General features: G+C 69.9%; 18 protein-coding genes. 8 read left to right on the plus strand and 10 right to left on the minus strand.

Annotated elements, in window-relative coordinates; all coding sequences use genetic code 11:
- From ASF68_RS01925 to ASF68_RS01955, 7 genes are all read left to right on the plus strand, one after another.
- Positions 1 to 1,098, plus strand: a complete 1,098-nt coding sequence (locus ASF68_RS01925) for an iron ABC transporter permease (protein WP_056011208.1) — start codon at positions 1 to 3, stop codon at positions 1,096 to 1,098.
- Between the two features lie 32 nt (positions 1,099 to 1,130).
- Complete coding sequence (locus ASF68_RS01930) at positions 1,131 to 2,141, plus strand: iron chelate uptake ABC transporter family permease subunit (protein ID WP_235526736.1); 1,011 nt, start codon at positions 1,131 to 1,133, stop codon at positions 2,139 to 2,141.
- Between the two features lie 10 nt (positions 2,142 to 2,151).
- Positions 2,152 to 2,940, plus strand: a complete 789-nt coding sequence (locus tag ASF68_RS01935) for an ABC transporter ATP-binding protein (protein ID WP_056006100.1) — start codon at positions 2,152 to 2,154, stop codon at positions 2,938 to 2,940.
- Positions 2,937 to 4,574, plus strand: coding sequence for an ABC transporter ATP-binding protein (locus tag ASF68_RS01940; protein WP_056006103.1), 1,638 nt, complete (start codon positions 2,937 to 2,939; stop codon positions 4,572 to 4,574). The genes ASF68_RS01935 and ASF68_RS01940 overlap by 4 nt, the downstream gene beginning before the upstream one ends.
- A 7-nt stretch (positions 4,575 to 4,581) precedes the next feature.
- Complete coding sequence (locus ASF68_RS01945; protein ID WP_056006106.1) at positions 4,582 to 6,393, plus strand: ABC transporter ATP-binding protein; 1,812 nt, start codon at positions 4,582 to 4,584, stop codon at positions 6,391 to 6,393.
- Positions 6,390 to 7,280 (plus strand): siderophore-interacting protein, encoded by an 891-nt coding sequence (locus tag ASF68_RS01950; protein ID WP_056006109.1) that lies wholly within the window; start codon positions 6,390 to 6,392, stop codon positions 7,278 to 7,280. The genes ASF68_RS01945 and ASF68_RS01950 overlap by 4 nt, the downstream gene beginning before the upstream one ends.
- Before the next feature lie 144 nt (positions 7,281 to 7,424).
- Complete coding sequence (locus tag ASF68_RS01955) at positions 7,425 to 9,125, plus strand: cell wall metabolism sensor histidine kinase WalK (protein ID WP_056006112.1); 1,701 nt, start codon at positions 7,425 to 7,427, stop codon at positions 9,123 to 9,125.
- A 6-nt stretch (positions 9,126 to 9,131) separates the two neighbouring features.
- Here ASF68_RS01955 and ASF68_RS01960 read toward each other — a convergent pair whose 3' ends face one another.
- From ASF68_RS01960 to ASF68_RS01980, 5 genes are all read right to left on the minus strand, one after another.
- The gene (locus tag ASF68_RS01960; RefSeq protein ID WP_056006115.1) at positions 9,132 to 9,413 is read right to left on the minus strand and encodes a helix-turn-helix transcriptional regulator; all 282 of its coding nucleotides are present in this window, start codon (positions 9,411 to 9,413) and stop codon (positions 9,132 to 9,134) included.
- A gap of 108 nt (positions 9,414 to 9,521) precedes the next feature.
- On the minus strand, positions 9,522 to 11,201 hold the full coding sequence (locus tag ASF68_RS01965) for a glycoside hydrolase family 13 protein (protein WP_056006118.1): 1,680 nt from the start codon (positions 11,199 to 11,201) through the stop codon (positions 9,522 to 9,524).
- A 70-nt stretch (positions 11,202 to 11,271) separates the two neighbouring features.
- Complete coding sequence (locus tag ASF68_RS01970; RefSeq protein ID WP_056006121.1) at positions 11,272 to 12,165, minus strand: carbohydrate ABC transporter permease; 894 nt, start codon at positions 12,163 to 12,165, stop codon at positions 11,272 to 11,274.
- On the minus strand, positions 12,165 to 13,076 hold the full coding sequence (locus ASF68_RS01975) for a carbohydrate ABC transporter permease (RefSeq protein WP_056006124.1): 912 nt from the start codon (positions 13,074 to 13,076) through the stop codon (positions 12,165 to 12,167). The genes ASF68_RS01970 and ASF68_RS01975 overlap by 1 nt, the downstream gene beginning before the upstream one ends.
- The gene (locus tag ASF68_RS01980; RefSeq protein WP_056011211.1) at positions 13,073 to 14,371 is read right to left on the minus strand and encodes an ABC transporter substrate-binding protein; all 1,299 of its coding nucleotides are present in this window, start codon (positions 14,369 to 14,371) and stop codon (positions 13,073 to 13,075) included. The genes ASF68_RS01975 and ASF68_RS01980 overlap by 4 nt, the downstream gene beginning before the upstream one ends.
- A gap of 211 nt (positions 14,372 to 14,582) precedes the next feature.
- Here ASF68_RS01980 and ASF68_RS01985 point away from each other — a divergent pair, with 211 nt between their 5' ends.
- The gene (locus tag ASF68_RS01985; RefSeq protein WP_056006127.1) at positions 14,583 to 15,782 is read left to right on the plus strand and encodes an ROK family protein; all 1,200 of its coding nucleotides are present in this window, start codon (positions 14,583 to 14,585) and stop codon (positions 15,780 to 15,782) included.
- 9 nt (positions 15,783 to 15,791) lie between these two features.
- On the opposite strand, the gene ASF68_RS01990 is transcribed toward ASF68_RS01985, so the two are convergent.
- From ASF68_RS01990 to ASF68_RS02010, 5 genes are all read right to left on the minus strand, one after another.
- Entirely contained in the window at positions 15,792 to 16,457 is a 666-nt protein-coding gene (locus ASF68_RS01990; protein ID WP_056006130.1) for an HAD family hydrolase, read from the minus strand.
- A gap of 84 nt (positions 16,458 to 16,541) precedes the next feature.
- Positions 16,542 to 20,171 carry a family 43 glycosylhydrolase gene (locus tag ASF68_RS01995; protein WP_082498440.1) on the minus strand — a complete coding sequence of 1,210 codons (3,630 nt, stop codon included), beginning with the start codon at positions 20,169 to 20,171 and terminating at the stop codon, positions 16,542 to 16,544.
- Positions 20,172 to 20,252: 81 nt separating this feature from the next.
- A complete protein-coding gene (locus tag ASF68_RS02000) occupies positions 20,253 to 21,296 on the minus strand; it encodes an ABC transporter permease (RefSeq protein WP_082455782.1) in 1,044 nt (347 codons plus the stop codon).
- On the minus strand, positions 21,293 to 22,417 hold the full coding sequence (locus ASF68_RS02005) for an ABC transporter permease (RefSeq protein ID WP_369796407.1): 1,125 nt from the start codon (positions 22,415 to 22,417) through the stop codon (positions 21,293 to 21,295). Before ASF68_RS02005 ends, ASF68_RS02000 begins: the two co-directional genes overlap by 4 nt.
- Positions 22,414 to 23,940 carry a sugar ABC transporter ATP-binding protein gene (locus ASF68_RS02010; RefSeq protein WP_056006133.1) on the minus strand — a complete coding sequence of 509 codons (1,527 nt, stop codon included), beginning with the start codon at positions 23,938 to 23,940 and terminating at the stop codon, positions 22,414 to 22,416. Before ASF68_RS02010 ends, ASF68_RS02005 begins: the two co-directional genes overlap by 4 nt.
- Between the last annotated feature and the right edge of the window lie 54 nt (positions 23,941 to 23,994).

A 23,994-nucleotide genomic window follows, 5' to 3' on the forward strand; every position in this document is an offset into this window, starting at 1 on the left:
ATGTCTCAGCCGCCAGCTGCTCCAGCCACGCTGGACCCGGCCGACGGCTCCGACGTCCCGCGGTCCGGTGCGGGGAAGCGCTCGAGCGATTCCCCGCACCGGACCGCGGTGCTCGCGACCGGTCTCCTCGTCGCGACCCTGCTCCTGGCCGCGGCCGCCATCGCCTCCCTCGCCGTCGGCAACCGCGCGATCGACCCGGTGACCGTCCTCCACGCGCTGTTCTCCTACGACCACGAGAACCCGCTGCACCTGATGGTCGTCGAACTGCGCGTGCCCCGCACCCTCCTCGGGGTGCTCGTCGGCGCCGCGCTCGCCGTGTGTGGCGGGCTCATCCAGGCCTTCACCCGCAACCCCCTCGCCGACCCGGGCATCCTCGGGGTGAACGCCGGAGCCTCCTTCGCCGTGACCTTCGCCGTCGGGGTGCTGGGATTGACGACGCCCGGAGCCTACGTGCCGTTCGCCCTCGCCGGTGCCTTCGTCCTCACGCTGCTCGTGTATGTCCTGGGATCGGTCGGCTCCTCGGGCGCGACACCCATGAAACTGACCCTCGCGGGGGTCGCACTCGGTGCGGCCTGCACCGGGTTCACGACGGCGATCGTGCTCCGCGACGAGGGCACCCTCCAGGTCATGCGGTTCTGGAGCGTCGGGTCGATCGGCGGACGCACCCTCGACCAACTCGTGTGGGCCGCACCGCTGGTCGTCGTGGGGCTCCTCATCGGCCTCACCTGCGCCCGGTCGTTGAACGCTCTGACCCTCGGCGATGACCTCGCGCAGGCGCTGGGGGCACGGGTCCGCAGCACGCGCGTGTGGGTGGTCGTCGCGGTCACGATCCTGGCTGGCACCGGGGTCGCGGCGGCGGGGCCCATCGCCTTCGTCGGCCTCATGATCCCCCACGTCGTCCGGTGGTTCACCGGGCCGGACCAGCGCTGGGTGCTGAGCACCTCGATGGTGGTCGGCCCGGCCTTCCTCCTGCTCGCGGACGTGCTCGGCAGGATCGTGCTGCCCTCCGGCGAACTCCGGGTCGGGATCGTCACGGCCCTCCTCGGTGCGCCCATCCTGATCATGCTCGTGCGCCGGAAGCGGGTGAGCGGCCTGTGAGCGCCGTCGATCATGGACGACGCCACATCCGCGTGGACACCGCGCATCTCGCGACACTCGTCCCCGTCCGGTCCGTCGTCGTGTGCCTCGCGCTCGTCGTGGTGATCATCGGTGCCGGCCTCGCCGCGACGACGATCGGCGCATACACGATCGAGTTCGACGCGGTGCTCCGGGCGATCGTCGACCCGGCCTCCGATCCCGACGTGCGCCAGGTCGTGTTCGAGTGGCGACTCCCCCGGGTGCTGTTCGCGGTGCTCTGCGGAGCGGCGCTCGCCCTCTCGGGAGGCATCTTCCAATCGCTCACCCGCAACCCGCTCGGCTCGCCGGACATCATCGGGTTCGGCGTCGGAGCGCAGTTCGGCGTGACGCTGACGATGCTCGTCCTCGGGCTCAACACGTACCTGTTCAAAGCGGCCGGAGCACTCGTCGGCGGGCTGCTGACGGCCTTGCTCGTCGCGGTGCTCGCGAACCGGCACACGATGTCGTCCTTCCGCCTCATCGTCGTCGGCATCGGTGTCTCGGCAGGGCTCGGCTCACTCACGTCCTGGATCCTCATCTCGGTCAGTGTCGAGCAGGCGATGATGGCGGCGACTTGGGGCGCAGGATCGCTCGCCTCGCTCGGCTTCGACCAACTGCTCCCCGCCGCCACCGCGTTCCTCGTCCTCGCGGTGCTCGCGCGCCCGCTCCACCGCACCCTCCCGGTGCTCGAGATGGGCGACGACGCGGCCACCGCGCTCGGCGTCCGGCCCGGGCGCACCCGCCTCGGCGCCATGGTCATCGGCGTGGCTCTCGTGGCCCTCGTCACGGCCGCGGCCGGCCCCATCTCGTTCATCGCGCTCGCGGCCCCGCAGATCGCCCAACGGCTCACCCGCTCGAACACCCCGATGGGGCTCGCGCCGGTGATGCTGACCGGCGCGGCCCTCGTCGTCGTGTCCGACGTCGTCGCCCAGCTGGTCGCCGTGCCGGTCGGCGTGGTGACCGTCTCGGTCGGCGGCATCTACCTCACCTGCCTGCTGGCGGCGCAGTTCCTGCGCCGCACGTGAAAGGACCACCATGACCACGACGCTCCTCGCCCGCGACCTGAGCCTGGGCTACGGGGACACCCCCGTCGTCTCGGGGCTGTCGCTCGAGATCCCCGACGGCTCGTTCACCATCGTCATCGGACCGAACGCCTGCGGGAAGTCGACCCTGCTGCGCGGGCTCGCCAGGCTCCTGCGACCCGCCACCGGGGCCGTGCTGCTCGACGGCGACGACATCCGCACCCTGAAGTCCAAGGACATCGCGCGCCGGCTCGGGCTGCTCCCCCAGTCGGCGATCGCCCCTGACGGCATCACCGTCGCCGATCTCGTGGGACGCGGACGGTTCCCGCACCAGAGCGCCATGCGGACCTGGAGCCGAGCCGACGAGCAGGCCGTCGCAGCGGCCATGGCCGCCACCGGGGTCACCGAGTTGTCCCGCCGCCTGGTCGACGAACTGTCCGGCGGGCAACGACAACGGGTCTGGGTCGCGATGGCCCTCGCGCAGCAGACCGGGCACCTCCTCCTCGACGAACCCACGACGTTCCTCGACATCGCACATCAGATCGAGCTGATGGAGCTGTTCACGGATCTCCACCGCGACGGGGCGACCCTCGTCGCCGTCCTGCACGACCTGAACCACGCGGCACGCTACGCGACCCATCTCGTGGCCATGCGGGACGGCGCGATCGTCGCCCAGGGCGACCCGCAGGAGATCATCACCGCCGAGCTCGTCGAAGCGGTCTACGACCTGCCGTGCCGGGTCATCACCGATCCCGTCTCCGGCACGCCGTTGGTGCTCCCGCTCGCGCGGCGGGACCGGTGACCGGCTCCCCCGCTCGGCTCGTCGGGATCGCCCTCGTCGCGGACGGGCGCGGGCCTGCACTCGCGGCCGCGACCGTCCTCCTCGTCGTGCACGCCCTGTCGGAGGCGGCGATCCCCGTCATCATCGGTGCGACCGTCGATCAGGCGGTGGTCCCCTCGGATCCCGTCGCCCTCTCGGTCTGGATGAGCGTCCTGGTGGGCACGTTCCTCGTCCTCACCGTCAGCTACCAGTCCGCGTCCCGCCTCATGGTGTCGGTCTACGGTCGCGGCGAGCAGGCCCTCCGACACCTCACCCTCTCGCGGATGCTCCGGCCACGACTGTCCCGACGGATCCTGAGCCCGGGTGAGGCCCTGACGGTCGTCACCTCCGACACGTATCGCGTCGCCGGCGTCGCGTGGTCGGTCGCACAGCAATGCGCCACGATCGCCGCGATCATCGGCGCGGCGCTCGCGATGTCGGTGATCTCCCCGGTCGCCACGGTCGTGGTGTTCGCCGCCACCATCGGCATGATGCTCGTGATGCGCGTCGTCTCACGCCCGCTGGAGCTGCGCGGGCTCGCGGAGCAGCGGGCCGCGACGGAGGCGGGCGCGGTCGCCGCCGACTTCATGAGCGGGTTCCGGGTCCTCGTCGGCATCGGCGGGCGAGGCGAGGCCGAGCGACGATACCGGGCCGCCAGCGACGTCTCGAGACAGGCGGCGACCGTGGCCGGGCGGTCGCTCGCCGCCTCCGAGGCGGTGAGTGGCGCCCTGGCGGCGCTGGTGACAGCTGCCCTCGTGGGACTGTCCGCCTGGTTCGCCGCTGCGGGCCGCATCAGCATCGGCGAGTTGGTCACCGTGCTCGGGCTCGCCCAGTTCATCAGCGGCTACCTCGCGCAGGTGGGGTCGTTCCCGTCCAACTGGATCCACAAGCTGGCCTCCGCCAAACGGCTGGCCGCGGTCGTCGACGCCGCGGACCTCCTCGACGAGCCCGTGGCGCCGGCTGGATCGTCCGCCAGCCCCGCGGGGGACGTCGTCCTGTCCTTCCGAGCGGGCGACGCCGAGACCCGGGTGGACGTGCGGGCCGGCGAGCTGCTCGGCGTCCGTCCCACGGACAGCGACGCGGCGCGCGCCCTCTCCCGCCTGCTGGGCATGCGGACCCCCGCGGCCCGCGGCAGCGTCTCGCTCGCCGTCGACGGCGTGCTCGTCGATCAGCAGGACCTCGACCCGGTCGCCTACCGCCGGCGGGTGCTCGCCCCGCCGCACGAGCAGCGGGTCATGAGCGGCACCCTGGCCGACGCGGTGCGTGGACACGGCATGACCGGCGATCCCGACACGGCGTTCGTCGCCATGGCCGCGCTCGACGACGCGGTGGTCCAGCTCGGCGGCTGGTCGTCGCCGGTCGGCGAGGCCGGCCGACGGCTCTCCGGCGGACAGCGCCAACGCGTCGGGATCGCGCGGGCACTGCACGCCGAGGCGGAGGTGCTCGTCCTCGACGAACCGACGTCAGCGGTCGACGTGCTGACCGAGACCCGCATCGCGCGTGCACTCGTGGAGCACGATGGCACCGTCGTGGTCATCACGACCTCCGCCGTCCTCCTCAACGCCTGCGACCGGGTCGTCGGGGTCGGTCGCGGAGAGGACGCCGACCGTGGTTGATGAAGACATGACCTCCGCGACCACCGCCCGGCTGCCGGTCGCCGAGGCGGCCCGGGTCCGCGCCGTCGTCGCCGCCCTGCTGCGCCGACACCGCGGACGGACCGCTGCCGTGGTGGTCCTGTTCCTCGCGGCCTCCGCCCTCGGGGTCGTGCTGCCCACCAGCCTCGGGCGGGTCGTGGACGCCATCACCTCGGAGGCCGGGCCGTCCGTCGTCGCGGGCTGGGTCGCCGGAGCCGCCGTGGGCGCGGTCGCCGCGGTCGTGGTCATGCTCTGGGCCGTGCGCGTCCTCACCGGCCTCGTGCAGGACCTGCTCGCCGAACTGCGCGAGGAGGTGTTCGCCTCGGCCATGCGACTCCCGGTGAGCACCATCGACGACGGCGAGACTGCCGACCTGCTGTCCCGGGTGACCGGCGACGTGGACGCCGTCGCCGAGGCCGGCGGTGGTGTCGCCCCCACCCTGCTGTCCGCCGGGTTCGCCATCGGCGTGTCGGTGATCGCGCTGGCCGCTCTCGACCCCTGGCTCGCCCTCGCAGGCCTCGCCGCGGCGCCGTGCTACGTCATCGGGACCCGGGCGTTCCTCCGACGCTCCCGGATCGTGTTCCGGGAGGTCCGCACGCGCGAGGCGTCGCGCAGCCAGGCCGTCTTGGACGCGGTCCACGGCGCGGAGACGCTGACCGCGTTCGCCGCCGCCGACCACGCGATCGAGCGCGTCGGCGAACGCGCGGCAGCGTCCATCGACGCGCAGATCGAGGGCGTGCGGGTGGCGAACCGGCTCTTCCGGTGGATCAACGGCGGTGAACTCGTCGGGCTGTCGGCGATCCTGGCGACCGGATTCCTACTCCACGCGCAGGGGGCGGTCACCGTCGGCCTCGTGACCACGGCCGCCCTCCTGTTCCACCGACTGTTCGGTCCGGTCGGCCAGGTGATCTTCGGGCTCGACGACATCCAGCGCGCCACCGTGGGGCTGGCGCGCCTCGTCGGGGTCATCGACCTCGCATCGGCGTCCTCGCCGACGGCCGGCCCAGCGACCGACGACGGCAGCGGCGGCGACGAGTCGGCGATCCGGGTGCGCGACCTCACGTTCCGGTACCCGACCACCGGACGCGGCATCGTCGGGGTCACGCTCGACGTCCCGCGCGGCACGACCACGGCACTCGTCGGCACCTCCGGTTCCGGCAAGAGCACCCTGGCTCGGGTCGTCGCGGGGCACCATGCACCGACGTCGGGGAGTCTGCACGTCGCCGACACCCCGTATTCCCTGTCGCAGGAGCTCCACCACTTCCGCGGCTCGATCGCCGACAACCTCCGTCTCGGGGCGCCGGACGCGAGCCAGGAGGAGATGGTCGCCGCGGTGCACGCCGTCGGTGCGGCATGGGCGGTCGCCGGACTGGTGGACGGTCCGACTCGGGACCCGACCGATGCGGTCGACGCGCCGGTGCCGCTGGACGAGGGCCGGATCCAGCAACTCGCCCTCGCCAGAGCCCTCCTGGCGGACCCGGCCGTCGTGATCCTGGACGAGGCGACGGCCGACGTCGGGCTGCACCATCGTGCAGCCGTCGAAGCGGCGATGCTGCGGCTCCGGGCCGACCGCACCACCCTCCTCATCGCCCACCGGCTGGAGCAGGCGGCGACCGCCGACCGGATCGCGGTCTTCTCGGACGGGCGGATCATCGCGCACGGCACCCATGACGATCTGCTCGCAGCCCCCGGCGCCTACCGCGACTCGTGGCTCGCCCACCGGCAGCACGTCGCCGAACCCGCCGACACCACCCAATCCATCGACCCCACCGACCCCACCCCAGAGCCGGAGCACCCATGACCATCCACCGCGGCATCGTCACCGAGACGAGCGTCCTCAGCCCCAACCTGATCCGTGTCACCCTCGGAGGCCCGGGCGTCGCCGACTTCATCAGCACCGGGACGGGAGACGAGTACGTCCGCGTCTTCTTCCCCCACGGCGACGACCCGGCGGACGTCTCGCTGCCCCTCCCCGTCGGCGACTGGTGGGAGTGGCCCGAAGGCACCCTGCAGGCACCGATGCGGACCTACACGGTCTCCGGCGTCCGCACGGACCAGAACGAGATCGACCTCGACTTCGTCGTGCACGAGGCGGGCGTCGCCGGCCCGTGGGCGGCTCGGGCTCGGCCAGGGCACGTACTCGGGCTGAACGCGCCGACCGGGCTGTACGACCCTCCGGAGGACACTGAATGGCAGGTGTTGGTGGCCGACCTCTCCGGCCTGCCTGCCGTCCGCCGGATCGTCGCGCAGACCCCACGCGGACTCCGGACCCGGGTGGTGCTCGAGGTGCCGTCCGAGCAGGACCGGATCGCGTTCGAGACGGGCCTCGATGTGCTGGTCACCTGGGTGGTCGGCGGGAACGGGTACGGTCCGAGCGCGCTCGGACGACTCGTCCGGAGCGTCGTCGACGAGCGGCTCGCCCTCGATCAGGGCTACGTCTGGGTGGCGGGTGAGACGGTCGCCCTCCGGGATGCGCGGAAATACCTGCGCCGGGAGCTCGGACTGCCGGCCACGCGGTTCAAGGTCGTGGGCTACTGGACGCCGATCGCCGCCTGGGACGAGAAGTTCGCCGCCCTGCCCACCGACGTCCAAGCGGAACTCGACGCCATCTGGACCGCGACCGACGACGCCGAGCCGGAGGACGTCCAGATCCGGTTCGAGGAGCAGCTCGACCGACTCGGGCTCTGAGCCGCCGCACTCCGTCGAGCGCTCGCAGCGGCGCGTTCGACCGACGCTGACGGTGCAGGTTCCGGGACCCGCCGCCCGCCTCGGATGTGAGCGCCGCGACCACTGCAGACTGGGAGGCACCCACGGCGAGCAGGAGGAACGCAGATGCCACGTTGGATCGGACAGGGCGAGCGCCACCCCCGGCTCGGATTGGTGAGCCGGAGCCAGGGTCCGCTGGCGCTGGGGGTGGTCGTGGTCACCGCGATCGTCGGAGCCACGACGCCGGCGTTCCTCAGCGTCAGGGAGCTGCAGCTGTCCTGGGTCGTCATGGGCCTGGCGCTCATCGCCACCCTCGCGATCCCGTGGGAACGGCTCGGACGGGCCTGGGCGCTCGTCCTGGTCAGTGCGGACCTCGCCGTCGTCGGGCTCGTGACCCATGCGGTGTCGCCGGTCCTCGGCGCATCGATCGTCCTGCTCGCCTTCCCGGTGCTGTGGCTGGCCCACGGCTTCGGTCGTCTCGGCGCCGCCCTTGCGCTCATCGGCAGCGTGCTCGTCATCTGGTTGCCGAACGTGCTCTACGGCGAGTACCCCGGGAGCGTCCAGGCCTGGAGCGAGCTGATCGCGCTCACGGTCTTGCTGCTGCTCGTCATCGTCGTCGTGAGTCTGCAGTCCGGACGGTTCGAGCGCGCCCAGGCGAGCCTCCGCGCCGAGGCCGACGCGAAGGTCGAAGCCCTCGCCTCGCAGAACCGGCTCGCCGTGATGCTCCGTTCCGTGGTCGCGGAGGTCAACGTCGGACTCGTCTTCTTCGACGAACACGGCGAGCAGATCCTCAACAACCGGACCTCCATCGAGCTCGCCGCGCTGGCCGGCTACGACCCGGCGACCGGGAGTGCACGCTTCGTCTGGGCGGCGGACGGTGTCACGCCACTGGCCCGCGAGGAACAGCCGGTGATCCGGGTCCTCGGCGGTCAGGACGTCCGCGACTTCTTCTATCGCGTGGGGCCGCCGGGCAAGCAGCGGGCCCTCGTCGCCAACGGCCGGTCCGTCCGCGATGCGACCGGCGCACCGCACGGAGCGGTCCTCGTCGGACAGGACGTGACCGAACTCACCGAGGCGGTCCGGATGCGATCCGAGTCGCTCACGAGCCTCAGCCACGAGCTGCGGACGCCGCTCACGAGCATCCTCGGCTACCTCGACCTCCTCGGTGACGACGACGACCTCGCTCCGCAGGTGCGCTCGCAGCTCGCCGTCATCCGCCGGAGCGCCGACCACCTCGGGCGTCTCGCGGAGCAGTTCCTCGCTGCCAGCGCACCGGAGCTGGAGCTCTCCACCGAAGCCGTCGACCTCGGTGGCCTCGTCGTCGACGCGGTCGCGGAGCGGCGACGCCTCGGACTCCCCACCGGCGTCGAACTCCGACTGGGAGCCCGTCCCGAACTGCGCCTCGACGCCGATCGCCGTCGGATCGAGGAGCTGCTCGCCATCCTGCTCGACAACGCGGCGGCGTACACGAGGGAGGGGGAGATCTTCGTGAGCGCCCGGTCGGACGGACGAGAGGCGGTCATCCGGGTCTCGGACACGGGGATCGGCATCCCCGAGGACGAACTCGCCTCCGTCTTCGAGCGCTTCCATCGGGCGGCGAACGTGCGGGAGGAGACCATCCGAGGGTCGGGGCTCGGACTCACCATCGCCCGGTCGATCGTCCGCGCGCACGGCGGCACGATCGAGGCGTTCGCGACGGGGAACCCCGGGACGACGATCCTGGTGCGGCTGCCGCTCCGGCGGGCCGAACCTGCAGGGGCGCCCAAGGCCACGGACCCACGCTCGCGCCGCGTCGGCCCGGCCCGCCGTGGTACAGATCAGGGCTGACGCCGGCTATCCCTCGAGCGCGTGGAGGACCGCGTCGTCGACGATGTGCGAGACGTGGACGTCGGCGACCTCGTAGTGGGCCTCCCGTCCGACGCGCTCCACGGACACGAGGCCCGCCGAACGCAGCGTCCGGAGGTGCTGCGACACCAGCGGTTGGGACAGGCCGCTCGCGTCCGCGAGCTGACCGACCGTGGAGGTGCCGGCGGCGAGGATCCGCAGCAGTCGGAGCCGCGACACCGAGGAGAGGGCCTTGAACAGTTCGGCAGCCGGTTCCAGATCCTCAGTCATCCCCCCATATAAGCAGACACGAATGGATCGCGGGGTCCCGCGTCGTCAGAACCCCCGTGCGGTCCACAGCCGACCAGCCCGGTCCGACGTCCGCTCAGCCGCGGTCGCTCACCCGAGGAGCTGCGCCGGAGCGATCCAGACCGTCGACTCCCCGGGAACCGCGTCGTCGAGGAGCGCGCCGAGCACCACCGCATCGGAGGGCGCGCCGAGCGGATACGGCTCCGTGCCGAAGTTCGCCACCACCTGCCAACCGTTCGGTCGGGTGAACCGCAGGACGTCCTCCCGGCCGGTCTCGATCCAGTCGAGCTGTTCCCCCGTCTGCAGCAGTCGTCGCAGCCGGAGCGCCTCGCGGTACAGCGAGAGCGTCGACGTGGGATCCTGTGCTTCGACCTCGACGGCGTGCTGGGCGAACCACCGCGGTTGCGGCAGGTGCGCGACCGCGTCACCGAAGCCGAACGAGGCACCGTCCGCCGTCCACGGCAACGGGACCCGGCAGCCGTCCCGCCCGAGGCCGTCATACGCTCCCCCACGGAAGAACGCCGGGTCCTGGCGTTCCCCGTCGGTAATCTCGGCGACCTCGTGCAGGCCCAGCTCCTCGCCCTGGTACAGGTAGGTGCTGCCCGGGAGTCCGAGGATGAGGAGGGTGGCGGCCCTCGCACGGCGCGCTCCCTGGTCCAGGTCGACCCCGTCGGGAGGACCACCGGCAGCCACCCACTCCGTGCCTTGCTTCACCGGGCGCCCGGCCAGGGGCGGGAGCCCGTACCGCGTCGCGTGCCGGGTGACGTCGTGGTTCGAGAGCACCCACGTGGTGGATGATCCGGACGCCTGCGCCTGCGCGAGGTTGTCCGCGATGACGGTCCGGAACTCGGTCGCGTCGAAGTCGGCTTCGAGCAGGTCGAAGTTGAACGCCTGCCCGAGCCCAGCCGCCGACGCGTACTTCGCGCGCCGCTCGGGGGTGCTCACCCACGCCTCGGCGACGGCGGTGCGCGGCGGGTCGTACTCGTCGAACACCCGACGCCACTCGGCGTACACCTCGTGCACGTCGTCGCGGTCGAGCAACGGGTGGGCCCCGTCCTGCGGGATCAGCTCCAGTTCCGCGCGACTCGGCAACGGCTCGGAGAAGTCCTTGGTGAGCATGTGCGCGACGTCGATCCGGAAGCCGTCCACGCCCCGATCCGACCAGAACCGGAGGGTCTTCAGGAAGTCCTCTCGCACCTCCGGGTGATCCCAATCGAGATCCGGCTGCTCGGTCGCGAAGTGGTGGAAGTACCACTGGCCGTCCGCCACCCGCTCCCAGGAGGAACCGCCGAAGACGGACTCCCAGTCGGTGGGCGGCTCCTCACCCGACTCGCCGGTGCCCTCCCGGAAGAGGTACCGCGCTCGCGCGGCCGAACCGCGACCCGCGGCCAGCGCCTCCTGGAACCAGGCGTGCCGGTCGGAGGTGTGGTTCGGCACGATGTCGACGATGACGCGGATACCGCGCTCGTGCAGGGCGGCGATGAGCTCGTCGAAGTCCGCCAGAGTGCCGAGCCGCGGGTCGACGTCACGGTAGTCCGCGACGTCGTACCCGCCGTCCGCCAACGCCGAGGGGTAGAACGGGCTGAGCCAGATCGCATCGATGCCGAGCTCGGCGAGGTAGTCCACCCGCGACCGGATGCCCGGCAGGTCCCCGAGTCCGTCCCCGTCCGCGTCGGCGAAGCTCCGCGGATAGATCTGGTAAACGGCGGCCTGGCGCCACCAGGTGGCTGCGGCCGCCTGCTGGGCGTCGACGAGTGCGGTGTCGGTCATGACGTGCGGTCCTTCGGTCTCTCGGGTCGTGGTGGTGTTGCGGTGTCGGTTCAGCGTCGAGGCGTCGCCGTCATCCCTTGACCGCCCCCTGGGTCACGCCGGACATGACCCAGCGCTGCGCGAACAGGTAGGCGATGATCGCCGGCGCCATGGCCATGAGGTACGAGGCGAACGCGACGTTGTAGTTGCTGCTGAACTGCGTCTGGAAGAGGTTCTGCCGCACCGGGAGGGTCTGCAGGCTCGCATCCGAGATGATCAGCGACGGCATCATGAAGTCGTTCCAGGCGTACAGGAACGCGAAGATGCCGACCGTCGCACTCATCGGTGCCAGGAGCGGGAAGATGAGCCGCCAGAACGTCTGCCAGGTGCTCGCGCCGTCGATCCGGGCGCTCTCCTCGAGCTCGATCGGGATCGACCGGAGGAACGCCGTGAACAGCAGCACGCTGAAACTCAGCTGGAACATCGTCGCGAGGATGATCACCCCGAACGGGTTGTCGAGTCCGACGCGGCCGGTGAGCTGGATCTGCGGGAGCGCCACCACCGGGAACGGGATGAACATCGCCGCGAGCAGGTAGAAGAACGAGAAGCGGAACAGTCGGCGGTCCCAGTTGCGCACGATCGCGTACGCCGCGAAGGAGGCCAGGATGATCGTCGCCACCACGGTCCCCGCGGTCACGAGGAGCGACATCGCGAAGCCCACGGGGAACTTCGTGAGGGTCCACGCCTGGACGAACCCGTCGATGCTGAACGGCGCCGGCAGCGAGAAGGCGTTCCCGTCGACCGATTGGGTGTCGGTCTTGAACGCCATCGAGATGGTCACGTAGAGCGGCAGGAGCACCGTCACGGCGCAGAGCAGCAGGATGACCGTCGTCGACCAGCTGACGCGCTCCCCCTTCGTGCGTTGCTTCGTGCTGGCGTTCGCCGTCGTGATGGATCGGGTGCTGAGTGCGGTCGGGGTGGCCATCAGAGTGCGTTCCTTCCGCGCGTCGCCGACAGTTGCACGAGGGCGATGATGATCGTGATGATGAAGAAGAGGGTGGCCGTGGCCATCTGGTACGCGTAATCACCGGTCTGGAACCCGCGGATGATGGTCATCGAGATGCTCCGCGTGGAGGTACCCGGACCACCGTTCGTCAGGCCGACGATGATGTCGTAGGCGTTCAGGTAGTTCTTGAAGCCGAGGATCACGTTGATGACGACGTACCCCATCACGAGCGGCAGCGTGATCCGCAGCAGCTGCTGACGCTTGTTCGCGCCGTCCAGGGACGCCGCCTCGTATACGTCGCCGGGCACCGCGAGCAGGCCGGCGATGTAGATGAGCAGCGTGCCGGGGATCGACTGCCAGGCCGTGACGATGACGATGCCGAGCCAGGCGAGGTCCGGGTTCGAGAGGATGCTCGTCTCGAGGAAGGGGATCCCGAGGGCGGAACCGGCGGAGGGCACCGAGTTCATGAACAGGAACTGGAACACGTAGGCGATGATGATGCCCGAGATCACCATCGGGATGACGAACACCCCACGGAGCCCCATCTTGAACTTGATCTTCGAGGTCAGTCCGACGGCGAGCAGGAACGCGATGACGTTCACCACGATCACCGTCACGAGGGAGAACCCGAAGGTGAAGAGGAAGCTGGTGAGAATCGCCGGGTCACTGAACGCGGCGATGTAGTTCGTGAACCCGATGAACTCGTAGTCACCGATGCCGATGGAGTCGGTGAAGCTGAAGACGATCCCGACGACGCCGGGGACGGTGATCGCGAGCGTGAACAGGACGACGGCCGGGAAGAGGAAGAGGTAGTAGATCGGTTCGACGCGCTTGCGGCTGCGGCGGACCTTCGGGTCTCCTCCGGTCACGATGGCGGTGGTGGCGCTCATTCGGATCCCTCCTTGGTCGACACGGGCGGCTGTCTGAACGCGAGCCGGGCCCAGTCCGCGTCCATGGTGCGGAGCATCGACGCCGCGTTGGTCCCGAGGACCAGCGATTGCGCGTAGTTCTCGGTCGGGATGGCGCGCGGATTGAGCACGCCGGGGCCCTGGTAGAACGCTCCGGCGTCGTAGTACGGGATCATGCCGGCCACGCGGGGGTCGTCAGGAGCCGTGCCGTCGTCCGTCGGGACGAAGCCGAGCTGCGACTCGTTGTAGGCCTGGATGACCTCCGGCTGGTACAGGTACTCCAGGAAGTCGCGGGCACCCTCCGGGTTCTTCGCCTCCTCGGGGATGATCGTCACGAGGTCGAGGTTCACGCGGACCTTCAGGTCCTTCGGGTCCTCCGTCATCGGCAGGGGGAAGGTGCCGAGGTCCAGGTCGGGTGCGGTGAGTGCGATCTGGCTGAACGCCCACGGCCCCTGCAGGTACATGGTGCCCTGGCCTTCGGCGAACGCGACGTTGCCGGCGTCGTAGGTGCGACTCGGCGCATCCGCCTGCGTGTACTCCTTCGCCAGCAGCTGCATCTTCTCGATGGGCTCGAGGAAGTCCTTCTCGAAGGAGACCGGGGCGTCCGGTCCCACCTCGGTGCCCTCCTCCGCGAGCCGGTCGTAGAACTCGGGGATGTCGACGGCGCCGCCGACCGAATAGTCGAACCAGCCCTGGTTGGCGGTCCACGCATCGGCGAACGTCGCGTAGAACGGCGCCACACCGGCGGCCTTGAGGGTGTCGGAGACGGCGATGAGTTCGCTCCACGTCGTCGGCACCTCGAGGCCGTTCTCGGCGAAGATCGTCTTGTTGTAGATGACGGAGGCGGCCATCACCGAGTAGGGCAGCGCACTCGTGCGCCCCTCGCAGACGCCGTACTGGTCGAGCAACGGCTGGAGGTCGTCGCGGATGGACGCCGCCGCCGTCGTGTCGGAGAGGTCGGAGAGCGCACACCGCTCCACGAAGCGTGAGACCTCGTGGTTGTAGTTCGAGAGCATGAGGTCCGGCGGGTTGCCTCGGACGAAGCTGGCGGCGAGTGGATCGGGCCCCGAGGTGTCCATCACGACCTCGTACTGCTGCTGCGAGGCGTTGTAGTCCGCGACGGCCTGGTTCATGAAGGTGAACGCCTCGCGCTTGCTGAAGGTGAAGTGGACGGTCTCCCGGCCGTCGCTCGAGCAGGCGACGAGGGTGCTCGCGACCAGGAGTCCCGTCGCCACCCCCGCCGTGACGCGTAACGCGCGTTTCAGTTGGTTCGACATCATTGTCCTTCCACGCGGTCCGACCGGACCACTGACTAAATACAGAGAGCAAATCAACTCATGTCGGACACTCTGCCATCCGCGCGCGGCAGGGTCAAGCATCGGTTGGGTCACGCCGCGCCGAGCCGCGCGGGCGTGATCGTTCACGGTCGAGTGCGACGCGCGGACCCGCGCCGTCCGGCCGCGCCCCGGACCGATATCGTTGACGCTCATGGACGCGACGACGAGCCTCACCGGACCACCGGAGCCGCGGGCCACGAACCTCGCCGCCGTGCTGGCCCACGCCTGGGCCGAATCGGCGTTCACCGCGGCCGACGTCATGGCGGCGACCGGCCTGTCCCGATCGACGGCGATCGCCCTCTGCGACGACCTGATCGACCTCGGCTGGTTCACCGAACTCGACGACGCACGTCAGGCGGGTGTCGCGTATCGCAAGGGGCGCCCTGCGCGGCGCTACGAGCTGCACGATGCGGCCGGGGTCGTCGTGGGCGTCGACGCGGGAGCCCACTCCATCACGACGATCGCCGCGGACCTCCGTGGGCGAGAACTGGCGCGCTCGCACCGGGCGATCGACCCGGCCGCCGACGCGGAGGAACGCGTCTCCGTGGTCGACGCGGCGATCACCGAGGTCCTGCAGTCCGACGGCACGGGGAGGCCGCTCTGCATCACCCTCGGCGTACCGGCCCCGATCGACGCGCTCGGGCGCTCCCCCGAGGGCAACGTCTTCTGGGAGCGCATGAACCCGAGGCTCGGCGAACGCCTCCAAGACCACGGCTGCGTGGTGCTCACGGACAACGACGCCAACCTCGCCGCCGTGGCTGAGGGCGCGCGCGGTGCCGGTGCGGGCGTCGACTCCTACATCGCCGTGATGACGGGTGAACGGCTCGGCGCCGGCTACGTCCTCGACGGGCGTCTCGTGCGCGGCCGAGGACGGGCGGGCGAACTGCACCTCCTCGACCTCGTCGACGGTGTCGGTTCCGCGCGGGGCTTCGCCGCGGTGCTCCGCGACTGGGGTCGCGCCCATCGCGAGAGCGGCGGTCTGCCCGAGAGCAGCCCGCTCAGCCGGCTGCCCGTCGAGCGGGTCGACGCGTCGTCCGTCCTGGCGGCGGCCGACGATGGCGACGAGGCTGCGCTCGACCTGGTCCGGCGTCTGGCCGACCGCGTCGCACGGATGAGTGCCGTCCTCGGTGGGCTCCTGGACGTGGAGCGGATCGTGTTCGCCGGGGCGATCGCCCCATCGATGTCGTTGCTGCTCGAGATCGCCTCCGAGCGCCTCCCGGGGTACATGAGCGCCGAGCCGCCGCTGCTCGTGGCGTCGGCACTCGGTGCGGACATCGTGGCGCAGGGGGCTGTCGCCACCGCCGTCGACCACGTCCGGCGCAACGCGCTGCGCATCGACCTCGCCCGCTAGGTTCCGGGCTCAGTCGTCCGAATTCCCCCGGGTGAGCTCGGGGACGAGCTCACTCAAGCCGTCGATCACCGGGTGGCGTCCGTGGACGGGTGGGTCCTGGTGTCCGTTGCGGAAGCGGACGAAGCGGACCCCGAGAAGCTCGGCGATCTCCTCGTCGTGATTCGTGTCCCCCACCATGACCACGCGCGACGGGTGATGCCCCGAACCCGCCAGCCAGGAGCCGACGACCTGCTCTTTGGACGCATGGTAGACGTCGGTGATGCCGTGGACACCGGAGAAGTAATGCGTCAGGGCATGTGGTGCCAGTTGACGCTCGAGCACGGCCTCGGGGGTCGCCGAGATGAGGACCTGTTCGACGCCGAGCGCGTGCACCGCCTCGAGCGTCTGCAGGGCGTCCGGGTGGAGAGCCGCGGTCTCGACGTCGACGGCGAACCGGGCAAGATACTCGTCGGCCGCCGCCACGAAGTCGGCTCCACCGATGCCGACCCGCTCGTAGAAGTCGCGGATCGGGAACCCGAACACCCGCCGGTACGCCGCCTCGTCGACGAACCCTCGCAGGCCCCGACCGGCGAGGAGCAGATCCATCGCGGCGCGTGCGACCCCGACGTCGTCGAGCAGGGTGCCGTTCCAATCCCAGCACAAGGCGTCGGTCGAGGAGGCGGGGAGGTCCGTCATGATCCACGATTGTCGCAGCACCGACTGACCGTCCGACCCGTGGGCGGTGGAACGCCTGGGTCGGACGGTCATCCGGTGCCGCGATCAGCTCGCCTGGGTCGCCCGGCGGCGACGGACGACGAGCCAGGCGCCGGCCGCGAAGAGGAGGCCCGCCAGGCTCAGGAACCCGACGACCGAGACACCGGTGGTCGAGAGCGAGCCCGGCCCGCCGCTTCCCGCGCCCGGTGACCCGGCGGACGGCGCACTTCCGTCGGCGGCGAGGACGGTCAGCGCCGCCTCCGCCGTGATCCCGGAGTCAGCACCCAGGGCCCGCAGCGTGTGGGCACCGGGGTCCACCGACGCGGGAACCCGCACCGTGGTCGTGAACGCGCCCGAAGCGTCCGCGACGACCATCCCGAGCTCCGTCGGGGTGGAGAAGAGGGTTAGCTGCACCTGCTCCCCCGCGGTGAAGCCGGACCCGGACACCGAGAACGACTCCCCGACCCGCACCGACGCCGCATCGATCGTCAGCGTGCCCTCGGCACCGGGCACCGCGATCCGCTGCGGACCCACGCTCTCGAGGGTCGGGACGACCGGGTTCATCAGACCCGTCTCCGGATCGAAGGTCACGCGGTCGATCGTCGTCTCGCGGTGCTGACCGTCGCCGCCAGGGATGGCGAACCGGTGGTAGACGATGTACCAGTCGTCGGTGCCCGGCACGTTCAGGATCGAGCTGTGACCGGTGGCGAGGATGCCGAGTTCCGGTCGCTTCTGCAGGATCACGCCGTGGGCGGTCCACGGCCCGTCGACGCTCGTCGCCGTCGCGTAGCCGACCCGGTAGTTCTCCGAACCGGTGTCGTCGATCGAGTAGGTCAGGTGGTACAGGCCGTCCCGGTAGTTGACGAAGGCCCCCTCGCGGAAGTCGGTCAAGCCGTCGATGCGCTTGAGCGTGTCCGCCTTGATCGAGAGCATGTCGTCCGACAGTTCCGCGTACACCGGCGAACCGTTGCCCCAGAACAGGTAGCTCTTCCCCGTCACCGGGTCGGTGAAGGTGGCCGGGTCGATCGCCTGTCCCGAGGTCACCGCCTCGTCGTTCAGGATCATCGCGTCCGGCTGTGCCGTGAACGGGCCGGTGGGGCTGTCCGCGACGGCGACACCGATGGTCTTCCGATCGACGGTGGGGTTGTGGCCGCTGAAGTAGAAGAAGAACTTGCCGTTCTTCTCGCCGATCGTCGGCGCCCAGGCGTTGCCCGTGGCCCACGGCACGTTCCCGTTCGCGCCGTCGAGGGTCAGGATCGGCTCCGCCGAACGTTCCCAGTCGACGAGGTCCTTGGACGACCAGACGAAGAACTCCTTGCCACCCCAGCCGGCGAAACCGTCCGAGGTCGCGTAGAGGTAGTACGTGTCGCCCCAGGCGAAGATGTTCGGATCGGCGTACAGCCCCGGGATGACCGGACTCTTCATCTCGACCGCCCGCATCGTCCAGGTGACCGGTTCACCGGAGGTCGGTGTGAGCGTCACGGTGGCTGGGCTGCTGAGGTCGACGGCGGTCCCCGAGGCGGGGCTCGCCGTGACACCGGCCACGGTCGTGAAGGTCGGGCTGAGCGCCGTGCGGTCGGTTCCAGGCCGCACCGGGAAGACGACCTCGTGGCGGTCGTTGTCGACGATCGGGGCGGTCTTCAGTACGTCCTCCTCGAGACCGATGTCGGTGAGTGCGGCGCTGTTCCCTGAGCCGGCGAGCACCTCGTCCGCCGAGAGCGCCCGGTTGTAGATCGCGAACTCTCGGAACGCGCCCTTCAGCCGGTTGTCGCCGTCGTAGTTGGAGCGACCGAGGTAGTTGGCGCTCGTCCATCCGGCACCGATGTCACCAGGATCTGACGTCACGGTCCCGGTCCCGACGGCGATCCCGTCGAGGTAGATCGTCGCCGTCGTGCCCTGCAGCGTGTAGGTCAGCGTGGCCCAGCGTCCGCGCGTGAGGTCCTTGCCCTGCGACACGGTCTGCTCGGTGCTCCAGTTGCCGGTCGCGAGACTCGTCCGGTACGCGTTCCCGGTGCTGAACAGGTAGCCGTTCCCGGAGCCGTCGGTGGTGTTCCCGAGCCCGTAGATGAAGTACGGGTTGGCCTGCGACGGGTCGATCCAGACCTGGGCCTCCACCGTGACGTCGGTCACGCCGGCGAGCAGGTCGTCGGGCAGTTTGACGTAGTCGTCGCCGCCGTCGAGCTGCAGTGCGCCGTCGGCGAAGGAGGCGCCACCCTCGACCGTGGCGTCGAGGCCGTTGCCGGACACGTCGTTCAGGGTCGATCCTGCGGATCCTGCGAAGTCGTAGCGGACGATCTCGCCGTCTTCGTTCGCTGGCACCGGTTCGGCCACGCCGCCGAGGCTGTCCTGGAGCTGCTGCAGTTCGGCCGCAGTCACGGGGAGCACCGTGCCGTGCCGCGGGCTCGCGGGGAGGTCGTAGTCCTTCGCGACCTGCCAGTCCGGGTTCGCGATGTCCTCGGTCTCGAGCGGGATGTAGCCGCGTCCGCCGTACTCGTCGACGAAGAGGTAGAACTTGTCGCCGTTGACGTCGCCGGGGTTGGCGGCGAACGCCGTCGGCCCCTCGACCGCGCTCGTGCCGGCGTCGCGACCGATGCAGCTGTCGAGCACCGTCCAGGACTCGAGCGTGGCCCGCAGGTCCGTCGAGGACTCCTGGATGATGTCGGCGCACCCGGTGCCACCGGCACCCTCGTCCTTGGTGAAGCGGTAGTAGGTGTCGCTCGACCTGATGACCGTGGAGTCGATCCGCGAAACACCCTGGTCCTGCCAGACCTGCGGGTCGCTGAAGGTCGTGAAGTCGCGGGTGGTCGCGTACATCATGCGGTGGTAGCTGTTCCCCGTGTGGTCCGGGTCGTCGGCTCCGTAGAGCGACGACGCCCAGAACACGACGTAGGCACCGATGGTGTCGTCGTAGTAGGCCTCGGGCGCCCAGGTGTTGCCGGCGTTCTCGGGGGCGACCTCGATGTGCCGCTGGTCGGACCAGGTCACGAGGTCGTGGGACTCCCACACCTCGAGGTAGTGGCTGCCCTGGCGGACCGAGTCACCCCAGGACGTGCCGCTGCCGATCGACAGGTCGGTGGCGATGAGGTAGAAGGTGTCGCCCTCGGGAGAGCGGATGAGGAACGGGTCGCGCAGTCCCTTCGTCCCCTCATCGGAGGTGAGGACCGGGCGTCCGGCGTTGAGCTCGTTCCAGTCGAGCGCGTTGTTGCCCTCGCTCGCGGCGAAGTAGATGTTCTCGCCGGCGAGGGAGTTGCCGGTGAAGTAGGCGAAGGCGTAGCCCTCGTAGTCAGGCGTCGCGATGGCGGCGCGGACGGTCGCGGTGAACTCGCGCGTCGCGGTCGCCTCGCCCTGCCGCAGCGTCGCGGTCAGGGTGACGGTGCTGTCGGCGGCGGGCCGCGAGACGACCCCGTCCGTGGCGATCACGGCGGGATCGGAGGACATCCACTCGATGGCGATCCCCTCCAGTGCGCCGGGCAGCGTCAGGTTGCCGCGGACGTCGTCGACGTTGGCGATCGAGAGGGAGGCGGCAGCGGCGTCCAGCACTTCTTGCGCCGTGGGGGCGGCTCGGAGACCCGTCTGGGAGGTGGGCGTCTGGGCGGTCCCCGGCGCCGCGACGGCACCGCCGGAGACGCCGACGAGCGGCAGGATCAGGGTCGCGACGCAGGTCGCGACGACCGTTTTGAGGCGCAGTCGAGGCATGGGGGTTGGTTCTCCTGGTTCGGCTTCGTTGTCGAGCGGGGATGGAACGGTGGTGCCGCGGTCGCGGGGGCGACCGGGGCGTCAGGTCTTGCGCTTGCGCGAGACGACGAGTCGCTGGAGGAGGACGAAGACGAGCAGGATGCCGCCGGTGATGATCGTCGTCGCTTCCGGTGGGATGCTGCCGTCACGGGTGATGAGGACGTTCATGAGCCCGAGGACGAGCGCACCGACCACGGACCCGAGGACGAACCCCGCGCCACCGGTGAGCAGCGTGCCACCGATGATGACCGCGGCGATGGCATCGAGCTCCCACCCGACACCGGTGATGTTCTGAGCGATGCCGAGCTTCGAGGTGTAGACGACGGCGGCGAGGCCGGCCAGGGTGCCGCTGATGATGTAGACCATGAGCTTCGTCCGGACGACGGGCAGACCCATGAGGAGGGCCGACTGCTCGGAACCGCCGATCGCGTACACGGTGCGACCCATCCGGGTCTTGTGCAGGACGACGAAGGCCGCGGCGACGACGATGAGTGCGATCACGACGTTCGGGGTGGTGATGAGGTCGTTGATCTTCGGGCCGTCGATCACCTTCCACTCGGTCGAGAGCGAGCGGATCGGCGAGTCGTCGGCGAGGCGCTCAGGGGTGGTGCTGAGCATCGACGCGAGCCCTCGTCCGAGGAACATCATCGCCAGGGTGGCGATGAAGGGTTGGACGTTGAAGTACTGGACGAGCACCCCTGAGAAGACGCCGAAGGCCGAGCCGATGAGGACCATGATCACCATGACGGCGATCGGATTCCAGCCCGAGTTCGCGAGCATCACCCCGACGAGACTGCTGATCGCGATGATCGCGCCGACGGAGAGGTCCACGCCCCCAGTGAGGATCACGAAGGTGAGCCCGACGGCGAGGATGATCAGGTACGCGTTGTTGATGAGCAGGTTCGAGATGGTGCTCGCCTGGACGATGCGCCCGTAGGCGATCTCGCCGTACACGACCATGCCGATGAAGATGACGACGGCGGCCAACGTCGGCAGCGTCTCGAGGTTCGGCGTCAGACGCGCCAGCAGCGTCCGCCGCGGGGGCGCCGACGCGTCGAGCGTCGGTCGTTCGCTGAGGGTGCTCATGCGGACACCGTTTCCTTTCGCGTGGGGACGGACGCGGGTGGCGTCGTCCGGGAGTTCCGACGGGCGAACAGGGCTCGCACGCGCTGGGACTGGAGGAGGCAGATGATCACGATGACGACCGCCTTGAAGGCCGGCGTCGCCGACGAGGGGATGGAGAGGAACACGATCGTCTTGTCGAGCGTGGCGATGAGGAGTGCCCCGATGACGCTGCCGGTGATGGAGAACTTGCCGCCGGCGAGCGAGGTGCCGCCGATGACGACGGCGAGGATCGCGTCCATCTCCGCGTTCAGACCGGTCTTCGCGACCTCGACGGTCATGACGCTGGCCGTGCTGAAGATGCCGGCGACACCGGCCAGGACCGAGCTCACGATGTAGACCGCGATGAGGATGCCGATCGGGCGGATCCCCGCCATCCGCGCCGCCCGCGGGTTGATGCCGATGGACTCGATCATGAGCCCGAGCGCGGTGCGCCGCACGAGGACGGCGACGATCGCGACGATGACCCCGGCGATGATGAAGACCACCGGGAACCCGAACACCGTGCCGTTCGCGAGCCACCGGAAGGGCTCGTTCGTCGCCGAGGTGTTCTGACCGGAGGTGATGACCTTCGCGAGACCTCGGCCGGCGAGCATCGTGATCAGCGTGGTGATGAACGGCTGCAGCCCGACGATCGAGACGAGGACCCCGTTCACCGTCCCGAGGAAGGCGCTGACAGCGAGCGCGAGCAGGGCCGCGACGATCGCCGTCCCGGCGTCACCGCCGCTCTGGTTGCTCATGAACTCCATCGACACGGCGCCGGAGACGGCCATCACGGATCCGACCGAGAGATCGATACCGCGGGTGGCGATGACGAGGGTCATGCCGACCGCGATCATCATGATCGGGGCGCTCGCGCGGAGGATGTCGATCGGGTTGCCCGACAGGTTGCCGGTCGTGCCGTTGACGGAGACACCGAGGTAGCCGGGGTCCTTCACGAGGTTGATGACGAGCAGCAGCAGCAGGGTCACGATCGCCCAGATGTAGGGCTGGTGGACGATGGTGCTGACGATGCCGCGGGCGGAGCGCTGCCCTCCGCTGGCGGAGGAACCGGAACGGGCCGGACCCTGACTGGTGGCGCTCACGTGGCGCTCCCTTCGGTGGCGATCAGGTCGACGATGGTGTCTGCGGTGACCTCGGGTCCGTTGACGATCTCGCCGATCTTACGATGATCCTTCAGCACGACGATCCGCTCGCTCAAGCGCACGACCTCCTCGAGCTCGGAGGAGATGAAGACGACCGACATGCCGTCCTCGGCGAGGGCGGCGATGGCCTCCTGGATCTCGGCCTTCGCGCCGACGTCGATGCCGCGGGTGGGCTCGTCGAGCACGATGAGCTGCGGCTTCGTCGCGAGCCACCGGCCGAGGAGCACCTTCTGCTGGTTGCCGCCGGACAGGTTCTTGATGGGACGCTCGGGGTCGGACGGGCGCACGTTGAGTTCGAGCAGGTACTTGTCGCACAGCTCGTTCTGCTCCCGGCGGGAGAGCGGGCGGGCCCACCCTCGGCGGGCCTGCACGGCCAGGATGAGGTTCTCGCGCACGGTGAGGTCGCCGATGATGCCCTCGTCGCGACGATTCTCCGTCGAGAAGGCGATCTTCTTGGACAGCCCGGCCATGGGGGTGTGCACCTCGGCCGGGGATCCGTCGATGGTGACGGAACCGGAGTCGGGTCGGTCGGCCCCGTAGATGAGGCGCCCGAGTTCGGTGCGTCCTGAGCCGAGGAGTCCGGCGAGACCGACGACCTCGCCGGCGTGCACCTCGATGTCGACGGGGTCGATCGAGCCCTTCCGGCCGAGCTCGGTGGCGCGGTAGAAGGCTGGAGCGTCCGCAGCGCCTGCGCGCCCGCGGTTGGAGCCGAGGGCGGCGAGCGTGCCGTAGTCCTTCCCGATCATCTTCGAGATGAGTTCGGTCCGGTTCAGTTCCGACGTCAGGTACTCGCCGACGAACTCGCCGTTGCGGAGCACCGTGAGCCGGTCGCTGATCGCGTAGACCTGATCGAGGAAGTGGGAGACGAAGAGGATCGCGACGCCCTGGTCGCGCAGTCGGCGCATGACCTGGAAGAGGCCCTCGACCTCGTTGGCGTCGAGACTGGAGGTCGGTTCGTCGAGGATGAGCACCTTGGACTTGGTGACCATGGCCCGGCTGATCGCGACGAGCTGTTGCAGCGCGAGCGAGATGCTCGAGAGCGGCTGCTTGGGGTCGATGTGGCCGAGGCCGAGGCCGACGAGCGCTTCGTGCGCCGCCTCGTGGGTCCGGCGCCAGTTGATGCCGAACGGCCCGCGGACCTCGTGGCCGAGCATCACGTTCTCACCGACGGTGAGGTTGTCGCAGAGGTTCACCTCTTGGTAGACGGTGGAGATGCCGGCGCTCTGGGCGTCGGCCGTCCCGGAGAAGGAGCGCGGCCCGCCCGCGACGAGGATCGAACCGGAGTCGATCTTGTACACGCCGGTGAGGGCCTTGATGAGCGTCGACTTGCCGGCGCCGTTCTCACCCATGAGGGTGTGGACCTCGCCCGGGAAGAGGCGGAAGTCCACGTCTTGCAGGGCTTTGACGCCCGGGAACTCGATGGAGATGTGCTGCATCTCGACGATCGGCTCGGTGATTGCCATGTCTGCCTGGTCGTTCTGCCGGGTCGTCCGGCGTCGTCGCTGGGGAGCGTGAGC

This window comes from Plantibacter sp. Leaf314, from assembly GCF_001423185.1.
Taxonomy (GTDB): domain Bacteria; phylum Actinomycetota; class Actinomycetes; order Actinomycetales; family Microbacteriaceae; genus Plantibacter.

What these genes read in the sequence shown, in the direction of transcription:
- ASF68_RS01965 (WP_056006118.1), bottom strand. Translation starts at nt 11,201, where the DNA reads ATGACCGACACCGCACTCGTCGACGCCCAGCAGGCGGCCGCAGCCACC.
- ASF68_RS01955 (WP_056006112.1), top strand. Translation starts at nt 7,425, where the DNA reads ATGCCACGTTGGATCGGACAGGGCGAGCGCCACCCCCGGCTCGGATTG.
- ASF68_RS01970 (WP_056006121.1), bottom strand. Translation starts at nt 12,165, where the DNA reads ATGGCCACCCCGACCGCACTCAGCACCCGATCCATCACGACGGCGAAC.
- ASF68_RS01975 (WP_056006124.1), bottom strand. Translation starts at nt 13,076, where the DNA reads ATGAGCGCCACCACCGCCATCGTGACCGGAGGAGACCCGAAGGTCCGC.
- ASF68_RS01945 (WP_056006106.1), top strand. Translation starts at nt 4,582, where the DNA reads ATGACCTCCGCGACCACCGCCCGGCTGCCGGTCGCCGAGGCGGCCCGG.
- ASF68_RS01985 (WP_056006127.1), top strand. Translation starts at nt 14,583, where the DNA reads ATGGACGCGACGACGAGCCTCACCGGACCACCGGAGCCGCGGGCCACG.
- ASF68_RS01950 (WP_056006109.1), top strand. Translation starts at nt 6,390, where the DNA reads ATGACCATCCACCGCGGCATCGTCACCGAGACGAGCGTCCTCAGCCCC.
- ASF68_RS01960 (WP_056006115.1), bottom strand. Translation starts at nt 9,413, where the DNA reads ATGACTGAGGATCTGGAACCGGCTGCCGAACTGTTCAAGGCCCTCTCC.
- ASF68_RS01995 (WP_082498440.1), bottom strand. Translation starts at nt 20,171, where the DNA reads ATGCCTCGACTGCGCCTCAAAACGGTCGTCGCGACCTGCGTCGCGACC.
- ASF68_RS02000 (WP_082455782.1), bottom strand. Translation starts at nt 21,296, where the DNA reads ATGAGCACCCTCAGCGAACGACCGACGCTCGACGCGTCGGCGCCCCCG.
- ASF68_RS01980 (WP_056011211.1), bottom strand. Translation starts at nt 14,371, where the DNA reads ATGTCGAACCAACTGAAACGCGCGTTACGCGTCACGGCGGGGGTGGCG.
- ASF68_RS01925 (WP_056011208.1), top strand. Translation starts at nt 1, where the DNA reads ATGTCTCAGCCGCCAGCTGCTCCAGCCACGCTGGACCCGGCCGACGGC.
- ASF68_RS01990 (WP_056006130.1), bottom strand. Translation starts at nt 16,457, where the DNA reads ATGACGGACCTCCCCGCCTCCTCGACCGACGCCTTGTGCTGGGATTGG.
- ASF68_RS02010 (WP_056006133.1), bottom strand. Translation starts at nt 23,940, where the DNA reads ATGGCAATCACCGAGCCGATCGTCGAGATGCAGCACATCTCCATCGAG.
- ASF68_RS01935 (WP_056006100.1), top strand. Translation starts at nt 2,152, where the DNA reads ATGACCACGACGCTCCTCGCCCGCGACCTGAGCCTGGGCTACGGGGAC.